Raw genomic sequence first — 20,608 nt, 5'->3', positions numbered from 1 at the left:
AGCAAATGGACGATCCTGATGTCAGAGATTGCGCAAACCAAGGTGCTTCCCCAGACCCACACCAACCCGCTGCTCAGGCCCTGGGAGACGCCGCACCAGACCCCGCCCTTTGACGAGATCAAGCCGGAGGACTTCCTCCCGGCCTTCGAGCAGGCCTTCACCGATCACGTCGCGGAGATCACCGCCATCACGCATGATCCGGCGACGCCCGACTTCGACAACACCATCACCGCGCTGGAGCGCTCGGGCAAGCTGCTCAACAAGGTCTCGGCCGTGTTCTATGACCTGGTGTCGGCGAACTCCAACCCCGAGATCCTGGAGATCGACAAGGACGTATCCTTGCGGATGGCCCGGCACTGGAATCCGATCATGATGAATGGTGTGCTGTTTGGCCGCATCGCGCTCCTGCACGACAACCGCACGAGCCTGACGTTGTCCCCTGAGCAGTTGCGGCTGCTCGACCGTACCTACACCCGCTTCCACCGCTCAGGTGCGGGCTTGAGCGAGGACGACAAGAAGCGGATGGCCGAGATCAATGAGCGGCTGGCGCAGCTCGGCACCACCTTCAGCCACCATCTGCTTGCCGACGAGCAGGACTGGTTCCTGGAGCTCGCCGAGACCGACCATGCCGGCCTCTCCGACACCTTCATCGCCGCTGCCAAGGCCGCGGCCGACGAGCGCGGCATGGCCGGCAAGGCGATCGTCACCCTGTCGCGTTCCTCCGTGGAGCCGTTCCTGCAGAGCTCAGAGCGACGGGACCTGCGGGAGAAGGTCTACAAGGCCTTCATCGCCCGCGGCGACAATGGCAATGACAATGACAACAACGCCGTCATCGGCGAGATCCTGGAGCTGCGCGAGGCCAGCGCCAAGCTGCTCGGCTATCCAACCTTCGCCGCCTATCGCCTTGAGGACTCCATGGCCAAGACGCCAGAGGCGGTGCGCGGGCTCCTGGAGCGGGTCTGGCAGCCGGCCCGGGCGCGGGCGCTTGCCGACCGCGACGAGATGCAGGCGCTGATCGCGGAGGAGGGCACCAATTTCAAGCTCGCCGCCTGGGACTGGCGCTACTACGCCGAGAAGATGCGGCAGGCCAAAGCCAATTTCGACGATGCGGCGATCAAGCCCTATCTGCCGCTCGACAACATGATCGAAGCGGCCTTCGACTGCGCCACCCGCCTGTTCGGCATCACCTTCACCGAGCGCAAGGATATCCCGGTCTGGCATCCTGATGTCCGGGTCTGGGAGGTCCGCGACGCCTCGGGCGCCCACAAGGCGCTGTTCTACGGCGACTACTTTGCCCGCTCCTCCAAGCGCTCCGGCGCCTGGATGACCTCGCTGCGCGACCAGCAGCGGCTGGACGGCGAGGTGGCGCCCTTGATCATCAATGTCTGCAATTTCGCCAAGGGCGCCGAAGGTCAGCCCTCGCTGCTCTCGCCGGATGAAGCGCGGACCCTGTTCCACGAGTTCGGCCACGGCCTGCACGGCATGCTGTCGAACGTGGTCTATCCCTCGTTGTCGGGCACCAGCGTCTTCACCGACTTTGTCGAGCTGCCGTCCCAGCTCTACGAGCACTGGCAGGAGCGCCCGGAGGTGCTGCAGAAGTTCGCCCGGCACTATCAGACCGGCGAGCCGCTGCCCGAGGACCTCCTCAAGCGCTTCCTCGCCGCGCGAAAATTCAACCAGGGTTTTGCCACCGTGGAGTTCGTTTCCTCGGCGCTGGTCGATCTCGAATTCCACACCCAGCCGGCCGCCGGCATCAGGGATGTGCGGGCATTCGAGCGCCAGGAGCTGGAAAAGATCGGCATGCCCGAGGAGATCGCCATGCGGCACCGGCCGCAGCAGTTCGGTCATGTTTTCTCCGGCGGCTATTATGCGGCCGGCTATTACAGCTACATGTGGTCGGAAGTGATGGATGCGGACGCGTTCGGCGCCTTCGAGGAGGCCGGCGACATCTTCGATCCAGATGTCGCCAAGCGCCTGCACGACGACATCTATTCGACGGGCGGCTCGGTCGATCCCGAAGCCGCCTACATCGCCTTCCGTGGCCGCGAGCCCGAGCCCGATGCCCTGCTCCGCCGCCGCGGGCTGTTGGATGATGCGAAGGCGGCGTGACGATGCGGCCGCAGGGTGGATTTGTTGCGCAACCCACCCTGCGCGGTTGCGCTCATGCAGCCGCCTCACGCCATCCACAGCTTCCTGATCAGCGGCAGGAAGAAGATCGCGATGTTGATGGCAAAGCCGACGTTCCAGAGGATCGAGCGCAGCCGCGGGCGGTTGCCGATATAGGTCAGGACGTAGGCGACCCGCACGATCAAAAACAGGATGGCGAGCTCGTTGATCAAATTCTGCGGCGCTTCGCGGAATTCAGCAAGCAGCACGGCAACCGCAAAGAACGGGAACGTCTCGATGCCGTTCTGGTGCGCGCCGAGCGCCCGGGCGCGGATTGCATCCTCGTAAAAGGCCGGATCGCGCGGCTTGGCGTTGTCATACTCGCGAAAGGCCAGCCATTTGATCGGAACGATCGTCAGCAGATAAAGCGCCACGGCCCCGAAAACGCAGAATTCCGCGATCGTCATTTGCCATCCCTTTAAGGTCGCGCGGAGACTATCGAACCGGGCGTCGGCTTGACAAGGACGGTGCAACGCGCGAATCCGGGGTGGAATTGCCATGACAGCCGTGCTCCCAACCGATAGCGCAAGACCTGCGGCCGAGCCAGGCGTGCCGCGCGTCGGCGTGCTGCTGGTCAATCTCGGCACGCCGGATACGGCGGATGCGCCGGGTGTGCGGGTCTATCTGAAGGAGTTTCTGTCCGATCCGCGCGTGATCGAGAACCAGGGCCTGGTCTGGAAGTTCATCCTCAACGGCATCATCCTGCGCAGGCGGCCCAAGACCAAGGCGCTCGACTACCAGAAGATCTGGAACACCGCAAAGAACGAATCTCCGCTGAAGACGATCACCCGCGCGCAAGCCGAGAAGCTTGCTGCAGGGATCGCCGACCACGGCCATGTCGTGGTCGATTGGGCGATGCGCTACGGCAATCCGTCCATGCGCAGCCGCATCGAGGCGCTCACTGAGCAAGGCTGCGACCGCCTGCTGGTGGTGCCGCTCTATCCGCAATATTCGGCTGCGACGTCCGCCACCGTCTGCGACGAGGCGTTCCGCGTGCTGACGAGCTTGCGCGCGCAGCCGACGCTGCGGGTGACGCCGCCATATTACGACGATCCCGATTATATCGAGGCCCTCGCCGTCTCGATCAACGCGCATCTGTCGACGCTGCCGTTCAAGCCGGACTTGATGCTGGCCTCCTATCACGGCATGCCGAAGTCCTATGTCGATGCCGGCGATCCCTATCCCGTGCAATGCGCGGCGACGACGGAGGCCTTGCGCAAGCAACTTGGGCTGGCGCCGGACAAACTCCTGATGACCTTTCAGTCGCGCTTCGGCAATGAAGAGTGGCTGCAGCCTTACACCGACAAGACGGTGGAGCGGCTGGCGAAGGAGGGCGTCAAGCGCCTGGCCGTGGTGATGCCGGGCTTTGCCGCCGATTGTCTGGAGACGCTGGAGGAGATCGCCGGCGAGAACGCCGAGATCTTCAAGCACAATGGCGGCGAGGCGTTTTCCGCGATCCCCTGTCTCAACGACAGCGAGCCCGGCATGGACGTCATCCGCCAATTGGTGCTGCGCGAGCTGCAGGGCTGGATTTAAGGGGCGGAGCGGGAGCATGCGACGCGGGCGTTGCTGTTTTATCTCGGCGCCACCGCTGCCGCTCCGTTAGCGGTGCGGGCACAAGGCGAGCATCGAGCCGAGCCAGATCGTGTGCATCCTTGGCCGCAGCCGCGCGCGCCGGTCGATGGCATCACACCTATCCGGTGAACATCCAGAGTTGCTCGCTCGCCATGTAGCCCGCCAGCAGCAGAGTGCCGAACGCAACGATAAGCGCTGCGGCGCCGACCTCGATCGCTCGCATCGTGAGCATGCCTAGCCCGGCCCGGGTCCGGGCGATGCGACTTGCGAGCCCGCGTGCGCTGACCGCGACCGTTGCAATTGCCGCTACCGTCGCAGCCGTGCCCAGTCCCATGATCAAAGTCGCCCCGACACCGGTCCAGAACAGGTCCTGGGCCAGCGCGAAGATGAGGACGATGATCGCACCGGAGCAGGGCCGCAACCCGACCGCGACGACTGCGGCGAGCCCTCGCCGCCAGCCGCCTGGGCCGGCGAGCACCGCCGGCTCCGGCCCATGGGCGTGGCCCCAGGCCGATTCATGGTGCTCATGATCGTGGTGGCACTGGAAGCCGTGCGCGTGAGCGGCGCATCCGTCAATCTGGCATTGCGCACCACGCATGGCCATCGCGGCTGGCCTCCCCTCCGACAACCGGAAGGTCGTGGCATTCAGGCCTTTCGCAACTGAAGCTGACGCGAAAACGAGGTCGGCCGCCTGACGCCCGGTCAGTTCGCGGCAGGTGATCAGGAAGCCGCGGCCTTTGACATGGAGAAGCCTGAGGCCGATCAGGATGACGAGAGCATAGCTTGCGACCTCGACCAGATGGACGGTCAGTCCGATCGCCTTCGCGGTCGCGCCAAGCAGGACGGCAGCAATGGCCACGACGACAATGGCAACGACCGATTGGATCGCTGCGGACACGAATGACAGCACAATGCCGCGGCGCCAGGTCTCTTCATTGGCGACGAGATAGGACGAGATCACGGCCTTGCCATGCCCCGGGCCTACGGCATGAAAGACGCCGTAGACAAAGGAGATGCCGAACAATTCCCGCATCGCGGCGCCATCCTGCTTGCTAGCGCGGATGAAGCCCGACAGCGAACGGTAGAAAGCGGCTTGCTCGGCAAAAATCCAGCCCGTTAGGCTGGATGCTGACGTGGCAGTTGCAGGGTGCGGTACGCCGAACGGCGCGCTCCACGCCGACGCGATACCTGTCGCACAGGCAATCAGGATCGCCGCTAGTGCAGTCAACGTGACTTTACGCGATCTGCTCATGGGCACTTCACCAGAATCTTGTTGGCGAAGATTTCCCCGTAGGTGCTGGAGGGATCCAGCGGCACGGCGTCAAGCTGGCTGAGCCGCGCTTGCTCGGCCGGCGTCGGCTGGTGGGGCAGATCGTAGCTCGCGAGGCATTGCGGCGCGCCGCTCAGGGAAACCGGCTTGTCCTTTGCGAATTCGAAATCCACGAAGATCGATGGGTCGTAGATCTCGATCTGCATGGCCTTGGCGGGGGTGGCCGCTTTCAATGGCAAGGTGAAATGCAGGGTGAGGGCGGCGTTCTTGTATTCGAGCCAATAATCGACCGGGTCCGCAAACTTCAGCTTCTTGCCGTCGGCACGCGCGTAGGTGAAGTAGTCATATTCCTTGAGCGAATCCACGTTGGTCAGGGCGAGCGAGGCCAATTCTTCGCGCGTGTACTGGCCCTTTTTTGCATGGGAGATGCCCTGAAGCGCATAGGCTGAAAACATGTCATCGAAGGTCCAGGCGTGACGGACACCCGTCATGGTGCCGTCGGCGGCGTAGAGCACTTCGCTGTGGAAGGTTACCCACACATGGGGATGCGCCTGTGCGCGGTTGACGCACAACAACAGGAGAAGGATCGCGCAACAGCAACGGGTGCGTTTGATCATGGTGTATCTGCCAATTGAGGAAGATGAGCGCCCGCAAACGGCGGGAGCTGCGATCTCGGATGGCTCGGAGCGCCCGGCAATTTCCTCGCCGCCACGGCGTTTAGCCTTGGATCAGCAATGAGAGGACGATCTCATCGGGATCGCGCGCCGCGGGTAAGTTGTCTCCGGCGAGCAAGAAGCGCCAGCAAGGCGTCAGGCGGCAGGAGGCCCACGCGACAAGAATGCCATGTGACGCGACAGAAGTACCCGATCGGAAACCGGACTGAGCGGACGATCAGCCGCGGCAAATTCCAGCGAATGCAGCTTTGCCGACGCATCCGGCAACGACGAGTTCGACAGCAGGAAGCCCGAGAAGCAGATCGGGCAATTTTCGTCGTCGTCAGCCAGCCGTGCCGGCAGTCGCTCGGCGACTTGTAGTCCCGACCGGACATGCCCGACGCTCACAATGTCGGTGCGGTCGAAGCTTGCGAAGGCGAGGTCATGCCTGTGGACATGCGCGAACGACAGCGCGAGCTGCAGCGTCAGCGCCGCCAGCGCAAGATAGGCGCCGCATCGCCGGGCGAACGCCCGTGCCAACATCATTTTCGCCCCTGCCAAGGAGCCATTCCCCTTCTGACGTCGGAACCCTCGAAACTTCCGTCACCTGCGCGAAGGCGCGCAATGGCCGCCTCGCGTTGGCGATCACCCGCAATGGACGAAGAAAATATGGCGATCGAGGGGCTATAAATGCCCCGCCATCGGGACGTTTCCTTTCGAGGGAGCGGACCCTTTCAATCCGGTTGCGGCGCCCCTGTCGGTTCGGTCATCGGGTCGTGCGCCGACCGCATCGGCCGATGGAAAGATGCTGTCATATATCGCGCGAGCCTCGCGAATTAAGCGAGTCCGTTCGAGCTCCGATTTTGAAACGAATCCTACGATCTCGCCCATCTGAACTCCCTCAGGCGCAGCAAGCCTCAAACCCTCGCCTTAGCAGGTCCCTTGGCAGGTCACGCCCTATGAAGACGAGCCGTGTCTGGCGCGGCTCCCGCTCCTTCCAGGGACGTCGACTTCCACCTTCAATGAGCATGTGTACGCTCTGGACGACGAACTGCCGATCGTCATCCTCTATGGACGCGATACCCTTCATGCGCAGGATGTCCGTCCCGTAGCGTTGGGTGACATCCTGAATCCATGACACGAACCTGTTGGGCTTCAGCGGTCGATCCGCGACCAAGGACAGGCTGCCGATCCTGTCGTCGTGTTCGTGCTCGTGTTCTTCCGTGAGGAAGCCCGGCTCGACCTCGAGGATGCGCTCGAGACTGAAGGCGTCTCGCCCCAATACCTGGGCGAGATCGATGTCACAGCGCTCCGTTCTGTGAATCTTCGCATATGGGTTGATGTTTCGGACACGACGTTCGATTGTTGCGAGGCTGCCCGCATCGACGAGATCGACCTTGTTGACGAGAACGACGTCGGCGAATGCGAGTTGTTCCTGTGCTTCGTGCGTCCGTTCGATCTGTTCGAGGAGATGCTTGGCATCCGCGACGGTGATGATGGCGTCGAGCTTCGTCTTGCGGCGGACGTCCTCATCGACAAAGAACGTCTGCGCCACCGGCGCAGGATCCGCGAGCCCTGTCGTCTCGACGACGATGCCGTCGAAGGCTCCGCTGCGCCGCATCAGGCCTCCGATGATACGAAGAAGGTCGCCCCGAACCGTGCAGCAGATGCAACCGTTGTTCATCTCGAAAATCTCTTCGTCCGCATCGACGATGAGATCGCTGTCGATACCGACCTCTCCGAATTCGTTCACGATCACGGCAAACCGCTTGCCATGCGTCTCGGAGAGAATGCGGTTTAGCAGCGTTGTCTTCCCGGAGCCGAGATAGCCGGTCAGAACCGTGACCGGAATCTGGAGTGCAGCATCGGGCATGGCGTTATTCCCCTTTTTTTGCACGCCATATGTAATGTTATAACATTACATAAAATAAGAAGGGATGCAAGGGAAGAAGCAGATGCGTGCTACTTCGCAATGGATGCTGCGCGACCCGACGATCTAAGCGATGGCAAATTGGGGCGTCGGTTCAACGTCATCTGCGAAGCCGACCGATCGTCTCGCGATTTCGGCGGCCCACGGCGGCGGTCGCGACGTGAAAGGCATCGTGGATTTCGCAAACGAAAGACGGTGCGTGAAGAACCTCGGCAATCCGATGGTTTCGCGACTGACGGCCGGCGCGGCCCGTGTGAGCTTCGAGACGAAGGCGCTAACGCCGTCGGCACTTCGCTGCGCAGCGATTCGGTCGCGTTCAGAACCGAGGTGGACATAGGCGGATATGAATTTCGGCCGTTACGGCAGCGGATTTATCAATACACGGCCTGGTCCGCGACAAGAATAGCCTGTGAACCGGCGCTGATGGTTGTCAGACAAACGGCATGGCCGTGAGCTATATACGTCCGGTCAGTGAATCTGCGCGGGTCAAGTCGTCGCCCGCCTTGGAGGTTTTATGCTGTCCGGTTTCGATGTTTTCGCGATCGTCCTTGTGCTGCTCGTCATCGTCACGCTGTTTGCCGGCATCAAGACGGTGCCGCAGGGCTATGGCTGGACCATCGAGCGTTTCGGCAAATACACCCGTACGCTCAAGCCCGGGCTCAATCTGATCGTGCCCTATTTCGACCGCGTCGGCCGCAAGATGAACATGATGGAGCAGGTGATCTCCATTCCCGAGCAGGAGGTGATCACCAAGGACAATGCCACCGTGACGGCCGACGGCGTCGCCTTTTTCCAGGTGTTCGAGGCGGCGCGCGCGAGCTACGAGGTCGCCAATCTGGAGAACGCGATCACGGTGCTGACCATGACCAACATCCGCTCGGTGATGGGCTCGATGGATCTCGACCAGGTGCTGTCGCATCGCGACGAGATCAACGAGCGCTTGTTGCGCGTAGTCGATGCTGCGGTCTCGCCCTGGGGCGTCAAGGTCAACCGCATCGAGATCAAGGACATCGTGCCGCCGGCGGACCTTGTGGAAGCGATGGGGCGGCAGATGAAGGCCGAGCGCGTCAAGCGCGCCGACATTCTGCAGGCCGAAGGTCAGCGGCAGTCGGAAATCCTGCGCGCCGAGGGGGCCAAGCAAAGCCAGATCCTGCAGGCCGAGGGCCGTCGCGAGGCCGCCTTTCGCGACGCCGAGGCGCGCGAGCGCGCGGCAGAGGCCGAAGCCAAGGCGACACAGATGGTCAGCGAGGCCATCGCCAAGGGCGATGTCGCGGCGCTGAACTATTTCATCGCCGACAAATACATCAAGGCGTTCGGCCAGCTTGCCGACGCGCCGAACCAGAAGGTGATCATGCTGCCTGTGGAGGCGATGAGCCTGCTGTCCTCGCTTGCCGGGATCGGCGAGATCGCGAAGGCAACGTTCGGCGAAAGCGCGGCTTCCGCTGCGGCGGCGGCCCGCCGAGGGTCGGTGCCATCGGCCGGCACGACGCCGCCGGCGGTACCGCCGCGGGCATAACAGAGTTTTGTCACCTCTCCCGTCGGGGAGAGGCTAAAGCGCGATGAGATTTGGTTGAATCGTCATCGCGCTTTAGGTCTTTGATTGAGCATGATCTTTTCGGAAAACCGCTACACACTTTTCCGGATCATGTTTTAGATGATGGAGGGTCGTGTCGTGGCCGACATGTTTGTCACGTTGGGCACCTGGAACTGGCTGATCTTCGGCTTCATCCTGATGGCGCTGGAATTGGTCGCGCCCGGCGTATTCCTGTACTGGCTCGGACTTGCGGCGCTATTGGTCGGGCTGGTGTCGTTTGGCTTGCATCCGTCCTGGCAGACGCAGCTTCTGATGTTTGCCGTCTTCGCCGCCTGTGCGGTGCCGGTATGGCGGCGCCTGGCGCTCGGCGCCCGCAAGACCGACGATAGCAACGCCTTCCTCAATCGCCGTGCGGAAGCCCTGGTCGGGCGTGTGTTCACGCTGGAGAAGCCAATCGTCGACGGGGCCGGCACGGTGCGTGTCGACGACACCATTTGGCGTGTCGCAGGCCCCGACACGCCAGCGGGCAGCAGGGTGCGCGTGGTCCACGCTGACGGCGCCAATCTGACAGTTGCAGCGGTGTAGGAAGGAAGTCACCGGTTTCGCCAGCGCTCAGCGAAGCGGTGCAGCGGTAGAAAAGTCTCGCAGAGTTCACGGCCGAGCGCGGTTAGGCCGTAACCCTCCGCCGGAAACAACTCGACGAAACCCGCCGCGCGCAGCTCGGTGAGGCGCGTCTGCAGAATCGTCGGTGAGGCGTCGTCGCAGGCTGTGCGCAAAGCACGCGAGGTCAACCGCTCGCTCCGCAGTTCCCACAGGATGCGCAAGGTCCAGCGCCGGCTCAACAGGTCGAGCAGCACCATGATCGGCCGTCCCGTGCGTGAGCCGCGTACGCTAGGTCGTCTCGGAGCCTGTTTTGCCATGTTCGCCTCCTTGCCGGATCGCTACAGATAATGTAGCGTGCTGCTACATATATTGTAGCATTGGAGTCGGCCATGTCACGCATCCCGCCGCTTGAACCGCCTTACGTGCCAGTAATCCAGCAACAGTTCGACCGCATCATGCGTGGCGCGCCGCCCTTGATGCTGTTCCGCGTCATGGCCGGGCACGCACGAGCCTGGGAGAAGTTCCGCGCCGGCAGCTTGCTCGATCGCGGGCCGCTGTCATTGCGGGAGCGGGAAATCGTGATCGATCGTACCTGTGCGCTGAACGGATGCGAGTACGAATGGGGCGTGCATGTCGCGATCTTTGCCGCGCCGGCGGAACTCGGCGAGGCGCAAATCCGTGCCACGGTGCTGGAGGGTGCCGATGCGCCGTGCTGGTCGGGAGCCGAGCAGGCGCTGATCGCCGCAGTCGATGCGCTGCATCACCGCGTAACCTGGACCGACGCGGAATTCGCAGCGCTGAAAGCGCACTTTGACGAGGACAAGATCCTGGAGATCATCCTGCTGTGCGGCTTCTATCGCACGGTGTCGTATCTGGCGAACGGGCTCGCGCTGCCGCTGGAGGAAAAAGCGGCGCGGTTTCCGCGTTCCTGATCGTCGTTGCGGGCGGTCGCGCGGCGAGCGAAGCCGGAACCTCGAAATTCCCCGATGCGCAATTGCGCAGCTGAGGTTCCGTGCTTTCGCACGGCCCCGGAATAACGGAGCCTAAAGCGCGATGAGATTTGGTTGAATCGTCATCGCGCTTTAGGTCTTTGATTGAGCATGATCTTTTCGGAAAACCGCTACACACTTTTCCGGATCATGCTTTAACGAGACCTACGCCACGCCCGCTCGCAGCAAATCGTGCATATGCAAGATCCCCACCGGCTTGTTCGCTTCCGTCACGATCAGTGTTGTGATCTTCATCGAATTGAGCAGCTCGATCGCTTCGCTGGCAAGCGAGCTGGCTTCGATCACCTTGGGATTGCCGGTCATGATGTCGTCGACGAGAGCGGTCATCAGGTCGGGGCGCATCTTCCGGCGCAGGTCGCCGTCGGTGATGATGCCCGCGATCTCGCCGCGCCCATCGACGATGGCGACGCAGCCGAACCCTTTGGCGGTCATCTCCATCAGCGCGTCCGCCATCCTGGTGCCGAGCGGCTTGAGCGGCACCTCGTCGCCGGTGTGCATGAGGTCGCTGGTGTGCTTGAGCATCGCCCCTAACTTGCCGCCGGGATGGAAATTGGCGAACTGGCGCGCGGTGAAGCCGCGGCTTTCCAGCAGCGCAATGGCGAGCGCGTCGCCGATCGCGGCCTGCATCAAGGTCGAGGTGGTCGGCGCGAGATTATGCGGGCAGGCCTCGCGCACTTTGGGCAGTTCCAGCACGATGCGGGCGGCAGTGCCCAGTGAGGACTCCGCATTCGAGGTTACCGCGATCATCGGGATCGCAAACCGCGCCGAGTAATTGACCAGGGTCTTCAATTCGGGCTGCTCGCCGGACCAGGACAGCGCGACGATCACGTCGTCCGGCGTGATCATGCCGAGGTCGCCATGACCGGCCTCGGCCGCGTGAACGAAGAAAGCCGGCGTGCCGGTCGAAGCCAGGGTTGCCGCAAACTTGCGCGCGACATGGCCTGACTTGCCGAGCCCGGTGACGATGACCCGGCCTTTGGCATCGCGGATCAACTCGACGGCTTGCGCGAACGCCGAGCCGAGCGAGCCCTGCAGCGCAGCGACGATCGCGGCAATGCCGCCGCTGCCGACTTCCAGCGTACGCAGCGCCGATTGCACGGCGGCATTGGCGTGGTCGGATGATGTCGCCATCAACGGTTTCGAATGAGCCATTTCGTTTCCAGGGGGAGGTGGCCGAGAGGCCGTTTCGCAAACCTTAACACGCGCCACGGCGGGAGGCGAAGCGGGTCGGCCAGCCCTCAACGGGTCATTAACCATAATTGTTTTAACTCCATTAATGACCCCTTCCGCAAGGCGTCCGCGCCGGGCTGGAGCGGGTCATTTAAGTATATGAATATGTTGGAGTTTTAAAATTGTGACGGCAAGGCCAGGCCGAGGCCGAAGCAGTTGCGCGCGCCTGTCTCGCGCAGCTTTGGGCTGCCTGCTGCTCGCCGTCCTTGATCCGTCGAAGGCCGCAGCCCAGGCGCTCACCTCCGACCTGTTCAATCCGCAGCGCGGCGCCTTCGTGCCGGCGCAGGACATGCCGTTCCGTAAGCTCGGCGACAACACCACCGCCGACGATGCGGCCGCATCGGCGGGCACGCCGCTCGATCCCAACCAGCGGCGCGGTCGGGCGGCGCCCGCGCCCTCGCGTGTCGGTGTTCCCAATGACGGGCTCGGGGTCCCTAGCAGCATTGGCGATTCCGGCTTCGACGCGCTCAACCGCAATCGCAAGCAACCGAAATATTATCCAGGGCAGGCGAGGCCAAAACCGTCGCCCGGCCCCGGAACGCCGCCGCCAAAGCCGCCGCAGGTCAATGCCATGGGCGATCTGCGCCTGTCGATCCCGCCGTCGGACAGTGCGAACAAGCCGCCGGTCGCACCAGCCATGGCCGGCACCGTGCCGGGCCAGCCGCAGCGGCGACGGCTCAAGGTCGATGACGATCCATTCGGCGCGGTCGGCGATTATTGGGGGGCGTTCCTGGTCAAGTCGGCGGTGGAGCTTTCCGGCGGCTACGACACCAATCCGGCCCGTATCAACGAGTCGCATGGCCTGCCGGTCTGGGTGGTGGCGCCGGAATTTCTCGCGGTGTCGAACTGGGAGCGCCACGCGCTGGTTGCTGATCTGCGCGGCTCGTTCACCGGCTATGGCGGCTCGCTGCCGGCGACCATCGATGGTGGGCCGTCGCCTGCGCCGACCAATGTCAACCGCCCGGATTTCATCGGCCATGTCGACGGCCGACTCGACGTCACCGACGACACCGACATCGCCGCGCAGCTCCGCTTGACCGTCGCGACTGACAATCCCGGCAGCCCGAACGTGCAGGTAGGGCTGGCCGATTACCCGATCTACACCACGGTCGGCAGCACGATCGGCTTCGACCAGCGCTTCAATCGCCTCACCGTATCAGGCGGCGCCACCATCGACCGCACCGACTACCAGAACTCGAGGCTCACCGACGGCGAGGTTACCAGCAATGGCGATCGCAACTTCACCCAATATGGTGGCGTGGGCCGCGTCTCCTATGAGGTGATGCCGGGGCTGAAGCCGTTCGCCGAAGTCGAGGGCGACACCCGTGTGCATGACGAGCAGTTCGACCGCAACGGCTATCAGCGCGATTCCACCGGCGGCTATGTCAGGGCTGGAACGTCCATCGAGTTCACGCGAATAGTGACCGGCGAAATCTCGATCGGCTACGAGGCGCGCAACTATGTCGATCCGCGGCTGAGCCGGCTGGAAGGCATGCTCGTTGCGTCCTCGCTGGTCTGGACCGCGACGCCGCTCACGACGGCGAAATTCTATTCCGACACCCAGATCGCCGAAACCACGCTGGCGGGATCACCGGGCGTGCTCGTGCACACCTATACGTTCGAGGTCGATCACGACTTCCGCCGCTGGCTCACGGGAATCGGCAGGTTCACCTACGGCACGTACGACTACCAGGGCGCGGACCGGGACGATCAGACCTTCTCGCTCGAAGGCGACGTCATCTACAAGATGACGCGCAACGTCTGGATCAAGGGGACGCTACGGCGCGACGTGCTGGATTCCAACGTTGTCAATGCAAGTTCGAAGGCGACGGTGGTGATGCTGGGAGTCAGACTGCAGAATTGAGAGGCATGGGCGAGGGCGCTCCGGTCAGTCGTGATGCCCGCCACCGGGCCGGCGTGATGCGCGGTCCGATGTCAGGCTCCGGCGGGACATCCAGTGCGCCGCGGCTCAGCCGTCTATCAATCAGGTCTCTCGAATACCGGGGTCACCCGTCTTCGCGGGTGACGACGATCATCGTGTGGCGGCCGCGGCCTTTACCGCGGCAGATCCGTCCGGCCCGTGAGGAAGCGGTCGATGGCCTGAGCGCAGAGACGGCCCTCGCGGATCGCCCAGACGACCAGCGACTGGCCGCGCCGCATGTCGCCCGCCGAGAACACGTTGGGGCGCGAGGTCTGGTAGTCCGAGGTGTTGGCGCGGACATTGCCGCGCTGGTCGAGTTCGACGCCCAGGAGCTTCAGCAGGCCCTCGTGCACGGGATGCACAAAACCCATGGCGAGCAGGATGAGCTCGGCCTCGAGCTCGAACTCGGTGCCCGGCACCGGCTTGAACTTGTCGTCAACGCGCACGCAATGCAGCTTGGCTACCTTGCCCTCGGTGCCGGAGAAGCTCTGCGTGAGCACGGCGTAGTCGCGCGCGGCGCCTTCCGCCTGGCTCGACGAGGTCCGCATCTTCAGCGGCCAGTTCGGCCAGGTCAGGCCCTTGTTCTCCCGCTCGGGCGGCGCCGGCATGATCTCGAGCTGGGTGACGGACTTGGCGCCCTGCCGGAACGAGGTGCCGATACAGTCGCTTCCGGTGTCGCCGCCGCCGATGACCACCACATGCTTATCGGTGGCGAAAATGTCGGTGCCGGTGACCGGCTCCTTGCCGACGCGGCGGTTCTGCTGCGGCAGGAAGTCCATTGCGTAATGGATGCCGGCGAGGTCGCGACCGGGGATGGGCAGGTCGCGCGGGGCTTCCGCGCCGCCGGTTAGCGCCAGCGCGTCATAGTCGTTGAGCATCGCCCGCGGATCGACCGCGCCATCGCCGCTGCCGCCGACATGGGCGCCATAGTGGAACACCACGCCTTCGCCTTCCATCTGCACGATGCGGCGGTCGATATAGTGCTTCTCCATCTTGAAGTCGGGAATGCCATAGCGCAGCAAGCCGCCGGCCTTGGCGTACTTCTCGAACACATGCACCTCGTGGCCGGCGCGCGCGAGCTGCTGCGCGCAGGCGAGGCCCGCCGGGCCGGAGCCGATCACGGCGACCTTCTTGCCGGTCTTGACCGCCGGCAGCTCCGGCTTGATCCAGCCGCTCTCCCAGGCGCGATCGACGATCGCGCATTCGATGGTCTTGATGGTGACGGGGTTGTCGTCGATGTTGAGCGTGCAGGAGGCCTCGCAGGGAGCGGGGCAGATCCGGCCGGTGAACTCAGGGAAGTTGTTGGTGGAGTGCAGGTTGCGCGCGGCCTCTTCCCAGTTGCCCTGGTAGACCAGATCGTTCCAGTCTGGGATCTGGTTGTTGACCGGGCAGCCCGGTGTGCCCGGTGCGACCGAGCCGGTGCCGTGGCAATAGGGGATGCCGCAATTCATGCAGCGCGCGGCCTGGTCGCGCACTTCCTTCTCCGTCAGGGGAATGACGAATTCGTTGTAGTGCTTGATGCGCTCGACGACCGGCGTGTACTTGCGATCGTGCCGCTCGACTTCCAGAAAACCCGTGACCTTGCCCATTAACCCAAAAACCCCTGCGCCTATTTTTTCGGTCGTTCCGGGATGCGCGGTCGAGCGCAGACCCGGAATCTGGAGATTATGTTGCGAGATTCCGGGTTCGCTTCGCGCCCCGGAATGACGCCGTTGAAACTACGCTCCGATCGCGATCTTCGGCTCGGCATCGGCATTGGCCTGCATCTCCCGCAGCGCGCGACGGTACTCGACCGGCATCACCTTGCGGAACTTCGGCAGCCATTCCTTCCAGTTGCCAAGGATCTCGGCGGCGCGCTTTGAGCCCGTCGCCTTGGCATGGCGCGTGATCAGGACATGCAGCCGCTCGACGTCGGAGTCGAGCAGATTGTCGAAAACGTCGACCTTGCCATGCGCCTCGAGATCGCCGGAGAGACCGTAGATGCTCTCGTTGACCATCTCCTCCGACAGCACCGGCTCGAGCTCGACCATCGAGAGATTGCACAGCTTCTCGAAGTCGCCGGTCTCGTCCAGCACATAGGCAATGCCGCCCGACATGCCGGCCGCGAAGTTGCGCCCGGTCTTGCCGAGCACCACCACGATGCCGCCGGTCATGTATTCGCAGCAATGGTCGCCCGCGCCCTCGACCACGGCGACCGCGCCGGAGTTGCGCACCGCGAAGCGTTCGCCGGCGATGCCGCGGAAGTAGCACTCGCCCTCGATCGCACCATACAGCACGGTGTTGCCGACGATGATCGATTCTTCCGGCACGATGCCGCCGTTGCGCGGCGGCTTGACGATGATCTTGCCGCCGGAGAGGCCCTTGCCGACATAGTCGTTGCCTTCGCCTTCGAGTTCGAAGGTGACGCCATGCGCGAGCCACGCACCGAAGGCCTGGCCCGCAGTCCCGTTGAACGACACATGGATGGTGTCGTTCGGCAGGCCCGCATGGCCGTAGATCTTGGCGACCGCGCCCGAGAGCATCGCGCCGGCGGAGCGGTCGGTGTTGTTGATCTCGGCGTCGAATTTCACCGGCGCGCCGCGGTCGAGCGCCGCCTTTGACTTTTCGATCAGAGCGCGGTCGAGCACGGCCTCGAGGTGATGGTTCTGCGGCTCGGAGTGGTAGATCTTCTGGCCCTCCGCTTCCTTCTGGCGCACGAACAGCTTCGAGAAGTCGAGCCCCTTGGCCTTCCAGTGCGCGACCAGCGAGGTCTGGTCGAGCATCTGGGTCTGACCCACCATCTCGTTGAAGGTACGGTAGCCGAGGCTCGCCATGATCTCCCGCACCTCTTCGGCGACGAAGAAGAAGTAGTTGATCACGTGCTCGGGCTGGCCGGTGAAGCGCTTGCGCAGCACCGGATCCTGCGTCGCGACGCCGACCGGGCAGGTGTTGAGATGGCACTTGCGCATCATGATGCAGCCGGCCGCAATCAGCGGCGCGGTGGCGAAGCCGAACTCGTCGGCGCCAAGTAGCGCGCCGATCACGACGTCGCGGCCGGTGCGGAAGCCGCCGTCGACCTGCACCGTGATGCGGCTGCGCAGCCGTTCGCGCACCAGCGTCTGGTGGGTTTCGGCCAGTCCGATCTCCCAGGGCGAGCCGGCATGCTTGATCGAGGTCAGCGGCGAAGCACCGGTTCCGCCCTCGAAGCCCGCGATGGTGACATGGTCGGCGCGCGCCTTGGCAACGCCCGCGGCCACGGTGCCGACGCCGATTTCGGAGACGAGCTTGACCGAGACCTGACCGTCCGAATTGACGTTCTTCAGGTCATAGATCAGTTGCGCGAGGTCCTCGATGGAATAGATGTCGTGGTGGGGCGGCGGCGAGATCAGGCCGACGCCCGGCGTCGAGTGGCGGACGCGGGCGATCACCGCGTCGACCTTGTGGCCGGGCAGTTGGCCGCCTTCGCCGGGCTTGGCACCCTGCGCCATCTTGATCTGCATCATGTCGGAATTGACGAGATATTCCGTCGTGACGCCGAAGCGGCCCGAGGCCACCTGCTTGATCGCCGAGCGCATCGAGTCGCCGTTCGGCAGCGGCTTGAAGCGGTCGGATTCCTCGCCGCCTTCGCCCGTGTTCGACTTGCCACCGATCCGGTTCATGGCGATCGCAAGCGTGGTGTGCGCCTCGCGCGAGATCGAGCCGAAGCTCATCGCGCCAGTGGCGAACCGCTTGACGATGTCCTTGGCCGGCTCGACCTGGTCGAGGGGGACAGGCTTCCGCTTGTCCTCCTCCGCAGTCTTGAGGCGGAACAGGCCGCGCAGCGTGAGCAGGCGCTCGGACTGCTCGTTGAGGATCTTTGCAAACGAACGGTAGCGATCCTTGGAGTTGCCGCGCACGGCGTGCTGCAGGGTCGCGACCGATTCCGCGGTCCAGGCATGATCCTCGCCGCGGGTGCGGTAGGCGTATTCGCCGCCGACATCGAGCGCGCTCTTGTAGACCAGCGCCTCGCCAAAGGCGTCGTTGTGCCGGCGCACGGATTCTTCCGCGATCTCGTTCAGCCCCACGCCCTCGATGCGGGTGTGGGTGCCGGCGAAATACTTGGCGACGAAGTCGGCCTTCAGGCCCACGGCATCAAAGATCTGCGCGCCGCAATAGGACTGATACGTCGAGATGCCCATCTTCGACATCACCTTGAGAAGGCCCTTGCCGATCGACTTGATGTAGCGCTTGACGAGCTCATAGTCGTCGAGCGCGGTCGGCAGCCGTTCCTTCATCCCGATGATGGTCTCGAACGCGAGATAGGGGTTGATCGCCTCCGCGCCGTAGCCGGCGAGGCAGGCGAAGTGGTGCACCTCGCGCGGCTCGCCGGATTCGACGACGATGCCGACCGAGGTGCGCAGCCCGACGCGGATCAAATGGTGATGCACGGCGGCGCAGGCGAGCAGCGAGGGAATCGGGATCCGGTCGGTGCCCACCATGCGGTCGGAGAGGATGATGATGTTGACGCCTTCGCGGACAGCTGCTTCGGAACGTGCGCAAAGCTCGTCGAGCACCTGCTCCATGCCGGCAGCGCCAAACCCGGCGTGGAAGGTGGTGTCGATCGTGCGTGACTTGAAATGGGAGTCGCCGACCTCCGAGATCGAGCGGATCTTCTCCAGATCCCCGTCGGTCAGGATCGGCTGGCGCACCTCAAGCCGCTTGGTCGAGGCAAGGCCCTGGAGATCGAACAGGTTCGGCCGCGGCCCGATGATGGAGACCAGGCTCATGACCAGCTCTTCGCGGATCGGGTCGATCGGCGGATTGGTCACCTGCGCGAAGTTCTGCTTGAAGTAGGTGAAGAGCTGCTTGGGCTTGTCCGACAGCGCCGAGACCGGCGTGTCGTTGCCCATCGAGCCCGTCGCCTCTTCGCCGGTCGACGCCATCGGCGTCATCAGGATGTTGATGTCTTCCTGGGTGTAGCCGAAGGCCTGCTGCCGGTCGAGCAGCGGCAGGTTGGAGCGGACGCCCTTGGTTGGCGCGTCCTTGAGATCTTCCAGCACGATCTGGGTGCGATCGAGCCACTCCTGATAAGGGTGGCTCTTCGACAGCGCGGCCTTGATCTCGTCGTCGGGGATCAGCCGGCCCTGCTCGAGGTCGACCAGCAGCATCTTGCCGGGCTGCAGCCGCCACTTGGTGACGATCTCATTCTCGGGGATTTTGAGCACGCCCATTTCGGACGCCATCACGATGCGGTCGTCGCTGGTGACGAGGTAGCGCGCCGGGCGCAGGCCGTTGCGGTCGAGCGTTGCGCCGATCTGGCGGCCGTCGGTAAACGCAATCGCGGCCGGGCCGTCCCACGGCTCCATCAGCGCCGCATGATATTCGTAGAACGAGCGGCGCTCTCGATCCATCAGCGGATTGCCGGCCCAGGCCTCCGGGATCATCATCATCACGGCATGCGGCAGCGAATAGCCGCCCTGCACCAGGAACTCGAGCGCATTGTCGAAGCAGGCGGTGTCAGACTGGCCCTCATAGGAGATCGGCCAGAGACGGCTGATGTCCTTGCCATAGAGCTCGGACGAGACGGAAGCCTGGCGGGCCGCCATCCAGTTGACGTTGCCGCGCAGCGTGTTGATCTCGCCGTTATGGGCGATCATCCGGTAGGGATGCGCCAGCGACCAGGTCGGGAAAGTGTTGGTCGAGAAGCGCTGATGCACCAGCGCCAGCGCGCTATCGAAATCCGGCTCGTGCAGGTCGGGATAGTACTTGCCGAGTTGGTCGGCGAGGAACATGCCCTTGTAGATCACCGTGCGGCAGGACAGCGAGCAGGGGTAATAGCCGGCGCCGCCGCGGTCGCGGCGCTGGTAGATCGCCTGCGAGATCGACTTGCGCAGGATGTAAAGCTTGCGCTCGAACTCGTCCTCGGTCTTGGCGGCGCCGTTGCGGCCGATGAAGACCTGCATGTGGGTCGGCTCGGTTGGCTTCACGGTCTCGCCGAGCGAGGAGTTGTCGGTCGGCACGTCGCGCCAGCCGAGCAGCATCAGGCCCTCGGCCTTGATCTGGTCGGCGATGATGCTCTGGATCACCTTCCGCCACGCCGCATCCTTGGGCATGAACATCGCGCCGATGGCATATTGCCCGGGCTCGGGAAGCTGGAAACCGATCTCGACGGCCTTGCGCTGGAAGAAGGCGTGCGGGATCTGCACCAGGATGCCGGCACCGTCGCCGGCACGCGGGTCGGCGCCGACCGCGCCGCGATGCTCGAGGTTGCAGAGAATGCTCAGCGCGTCGGCGACGATCTGGCGCGACTTCTTGCCCTTGATGTTGGCGATGAAGCCGACGCCGCAGGAGTCCTTCTCCAGCGAGAGGTCGTACAGGCCTTCGGCCGGCGGACGCCAGTCATGCTCGCGTGCCTCGTCAGCCGGTTTCGAGTTGCAAGCCGCCTGCGATGCATCGCTGCAGATGTTTTGGCGCTCGAATTCCAACCCGCTCATCTTGATCCTCTCAGTCCGGCTCGTGCGGTGGCTCACCGTCCGGCGCACCTTTGGCGTCCCGCGGCACCCCAGGAAGGGCCACCGCTCGTCCTCCGCGAGCCGGATTTTTTCGCTTTCAGGCGTCCCGTTCAGCGTCCCCTTTGAACGGCCGTGCCTGCACTTTTCCCGGCGTAAAAGCGCCGGATCTTCGTTGCAATCCCCGTGCCGGGATTGCCCCAAAATTTAAGACAGTGAGACTGTCCTAACACCGACCATGCCAAACTT

The 20,608-nt window shown here is 63.7% G+C and carries 16 protein-coding genes; 6 read left to right on the top strand and 10 right to left on the bottom strand.

The annotated features are described in order from the left end of the window. Nucleotides 1-18 precede the first annotated feature (18 nt). Entirely contained in the window at nucleotides 19-2,109 is a 2,091-nt protein-coding gene (locus A3AI_RS0126000; RefSeq protein ID WP_024518400.1) for a M3 family metallopeptidase, read from the top strand. Between the two features lie 65 nt (nucleotides 2,110-2,174). Here the strand turns inward: A3AI_RS0126000 and A3AI_RS0125995 are convergent, their stop codons facing one another. Beyond that, nucleotides 2,175-2,573, bottom strand: a complete 399-nt coding sequence (locus tag A3AI_RS0125995) for an MAPEG family protein (RefSeq protein ID WP_024518399.1) — start codon at nucleotides 2,571-2,573, stop codon at nucleotides 2,175-2,177. Between the two features lie 91 nt (nucleotides 2,574-2,664). On the opposite strand from A3AI_RS0125995, the gene hemH reads away from it, so the two are divergent. Next, entirely contained in the window at nucleotides 2,665-3,702 is a 1,038-nt protein-coding gene (gene hemH, locus A3AI_RS0125990) for a ferrochelatase (protein WP_024518398.1), read from the top strand. A 157-nt stretch (nucleotides 3,703-3,859) separates the two neighbouring features. On the opposite strand, the gene A3AI_RS0125985 is transcribed toward hemH, so the two are convergent. The 5 genes from A3AI_RS0125985 to A3AI_RS0125970 form a co-directional block, all read right to left on the bottom strand. Further along, a complete protein-coding gene (locus A3AI_RS0125985; protein WP_036049575.1) occupies nucleotides 3,860-4,993 on the bottom strand; it encodes a nickel/cobalt transporter in 1,134 nt (377 codons plus the stop codon). Then, complete coding sequence (locus tag A3AI_RS0125980) at nucleotides 4,990-5,628, bottom strand: DUF1007 family protein (protein WP_024518396.1); 639 nt, start codon at nucleotides 5,626-5,628, stop codon at nucleotides 4,990-4,992. Before A3AI_RS0125980 ends, A3AI_RS0125985 begins: the two co-directional genes overlap by 4 nt. Before the next feature lie 192 nt (nucleotides 5,629-5,820). After that, entirely contained in the window at nucleotides 5,821-6,225 is a 405-nt protein-coding gene (locus tag A3AI_RS0125975) for a hypothetical protein (protein WP_156927948.1), read from the bottom strand. Nucleotides 6,226-6,348: 123 nt separating this feature from the next. Beyond that, a complete protein-coding gene (locus tag A3AI_RS49405; RefSeq protein ID WP_084801023.1) occupies nucleotides 6,349-6,555 on the bottom strand; it encodes a hypothetical protein in 207 nt (68 codons plus the stop codon). A 10-nt stretch (nucleotides 6,556-6,565) separates the two neighbouring features. Next, nucleotides 6,566-7,537, bottom strand: coding sequence for a CobW family GTP-binding protein (locus tag A3AI_RS0125970; protein WP_024518394.1), 972 nt, complete (start codon nucleotides 7,535-7,537; stop codon nucleotides 6,566-6,568). Nucleotides 7,538-8,111: 574 nt separating this feature from the next. On the opposite strand from A3AI_RS0125970, the gene A3AI_RS0125960 reads away from it, so the two are divergent. Further along, on the top strand, nucleotides 8,112-9,110 hold the full coding sequence (locus A3AI_RS0125960) for an SPFH domain-containing protein (RefSeq protein ID WP_024518392.1): 999 nt from the start codon (nucleotides 8,112-8,114) through the stop codon (nucleotides 9,108-9,110). Nucleotides 9,111-9,266: 156 nt separating this feature from the next. After that, complete coding sequence (locus A3AI_RS0125955) at nucleotides 9,267-9,713, top strand: NfeD family protein (protein WP_024518391.1); 447 nt, start codon at nucleotides 9,267-9,269, stop codon at nucleotides 9,711-9,713. 8 nt (nucleotides 9,714-9,721) lie between these two features. On the opposite strand, the gene A3AI_RS0125950 is transcribed toward A3AI_RS0125955, so the two are convergent. Then, a complete protein-coding gene (locus tag A3AI_RS0125950) occupies nucleotides 9,722-10,048 on the bottom strand; it encodes a winged helix-turn-helix transcriptional regulator (RefSeq protein WP_024518390.1) in 327 nt (108 codons plus the stop codon). A gap of 72 nt (nucleotides 10,049-10,120) precedes the next feature. On the opposite strand from A3AI_RS0125950, the gene A3AI_RS0125945 reads away from it, so the two are divergent. Then, a complete protein-coding gene (locus A3AI_RS0125945) occupies nucleotides 10,121-10,663 on the top strand; it encodes a carboxymuconolactone decarboxylase family protein (protein WP_024518389.1) in 543 nt (180 codons plus the stop codon). Nucleotides 10,664-10,885: 222 nt separating this feature from the next. On the opposite strand, the gene A3AI_RS0125940 is transcribed toward A3AI_RS0125945, so the two are convergent. Next, nucleotides 10,886-11,893: a KpsF/GutQ family sugar-phosphate isomerase gene (locus tag A3AI_RS0125940; protein ID WP_024518388.1), complete on the bottom strand. Its 1,008-nt coding sequence runs from the start codon at nucleotides 11,891-11,893 to the stop codon at nucleotides 10,886-10,888. A 202-nt stretch (nucleotides 11,894-12,095) separates the two neighbouring features. Here A3AI_RS0125940 and A3AI_RS0125935 point away from each other — a divergent pair, with 202 nt between their 5' ends. Next, nucleotides 12,096-13,835 carry an outer membrane beta-barrel protein gene (locus tag A3AI_RS0125935; protein WP_024518387.1) on the top strand — a complete coding sequence of 580 codons (1,740 nt, stop codon included), beginning with the start codon at nucleotides 12,096-12,098 and terminating at the stop codon, nucleotides 13,833-13,835. Nucleotides 13,836-14,026: 191 nt separating this feature from the next. On the opposite strand, the gene A3AI_RS0125930 is transcribed toward A3AI_RS0125935, so the two are convergent. Then, a complete protein-coding gene (locus tag A3AI_RS0125930; RefSeq protein WP_024518386.1) occupies nucleotides 14,027-15,481 on the bottom strand; it encodes a glutamate synthase subunit beta in 1,455 nt (484 codons plus the stop codon). Nucleotides 15,482-15,610: 129 nt separating this feature from the next. After that, complete coding sequence (gltB, locus tag A3AI_RS0125925) at nucleotides 15,611-20,344, bottom strand: glutamate synthase large subunit (RefSeq protein WP_024518385.1); 4,734 nt, start codon at nucleotides 20,342-20,344, stop codon at nucleotides 15,611-15,613. Nucleotides 20,345-20,608: the final 264 nt, after the last annotated feature.

The sequence above is a fragment of the Bradyrhizobium sp. Tv2a-2 genome (assembly GCF_000472425.1).
In the GTDB taxonomy this organism is placed as follows: domain Bacteria; phylum Pseudomonadota; class Alphaproteobacteria; order Rhizobiales; family Xanthobacteraceae; genus Bradyrhizobium.
The sequence above is the reverse complement of the archived record's forward strand: the minus strand, read 5'-3'. Positions and strand labels throughout refer to the sequence as shown.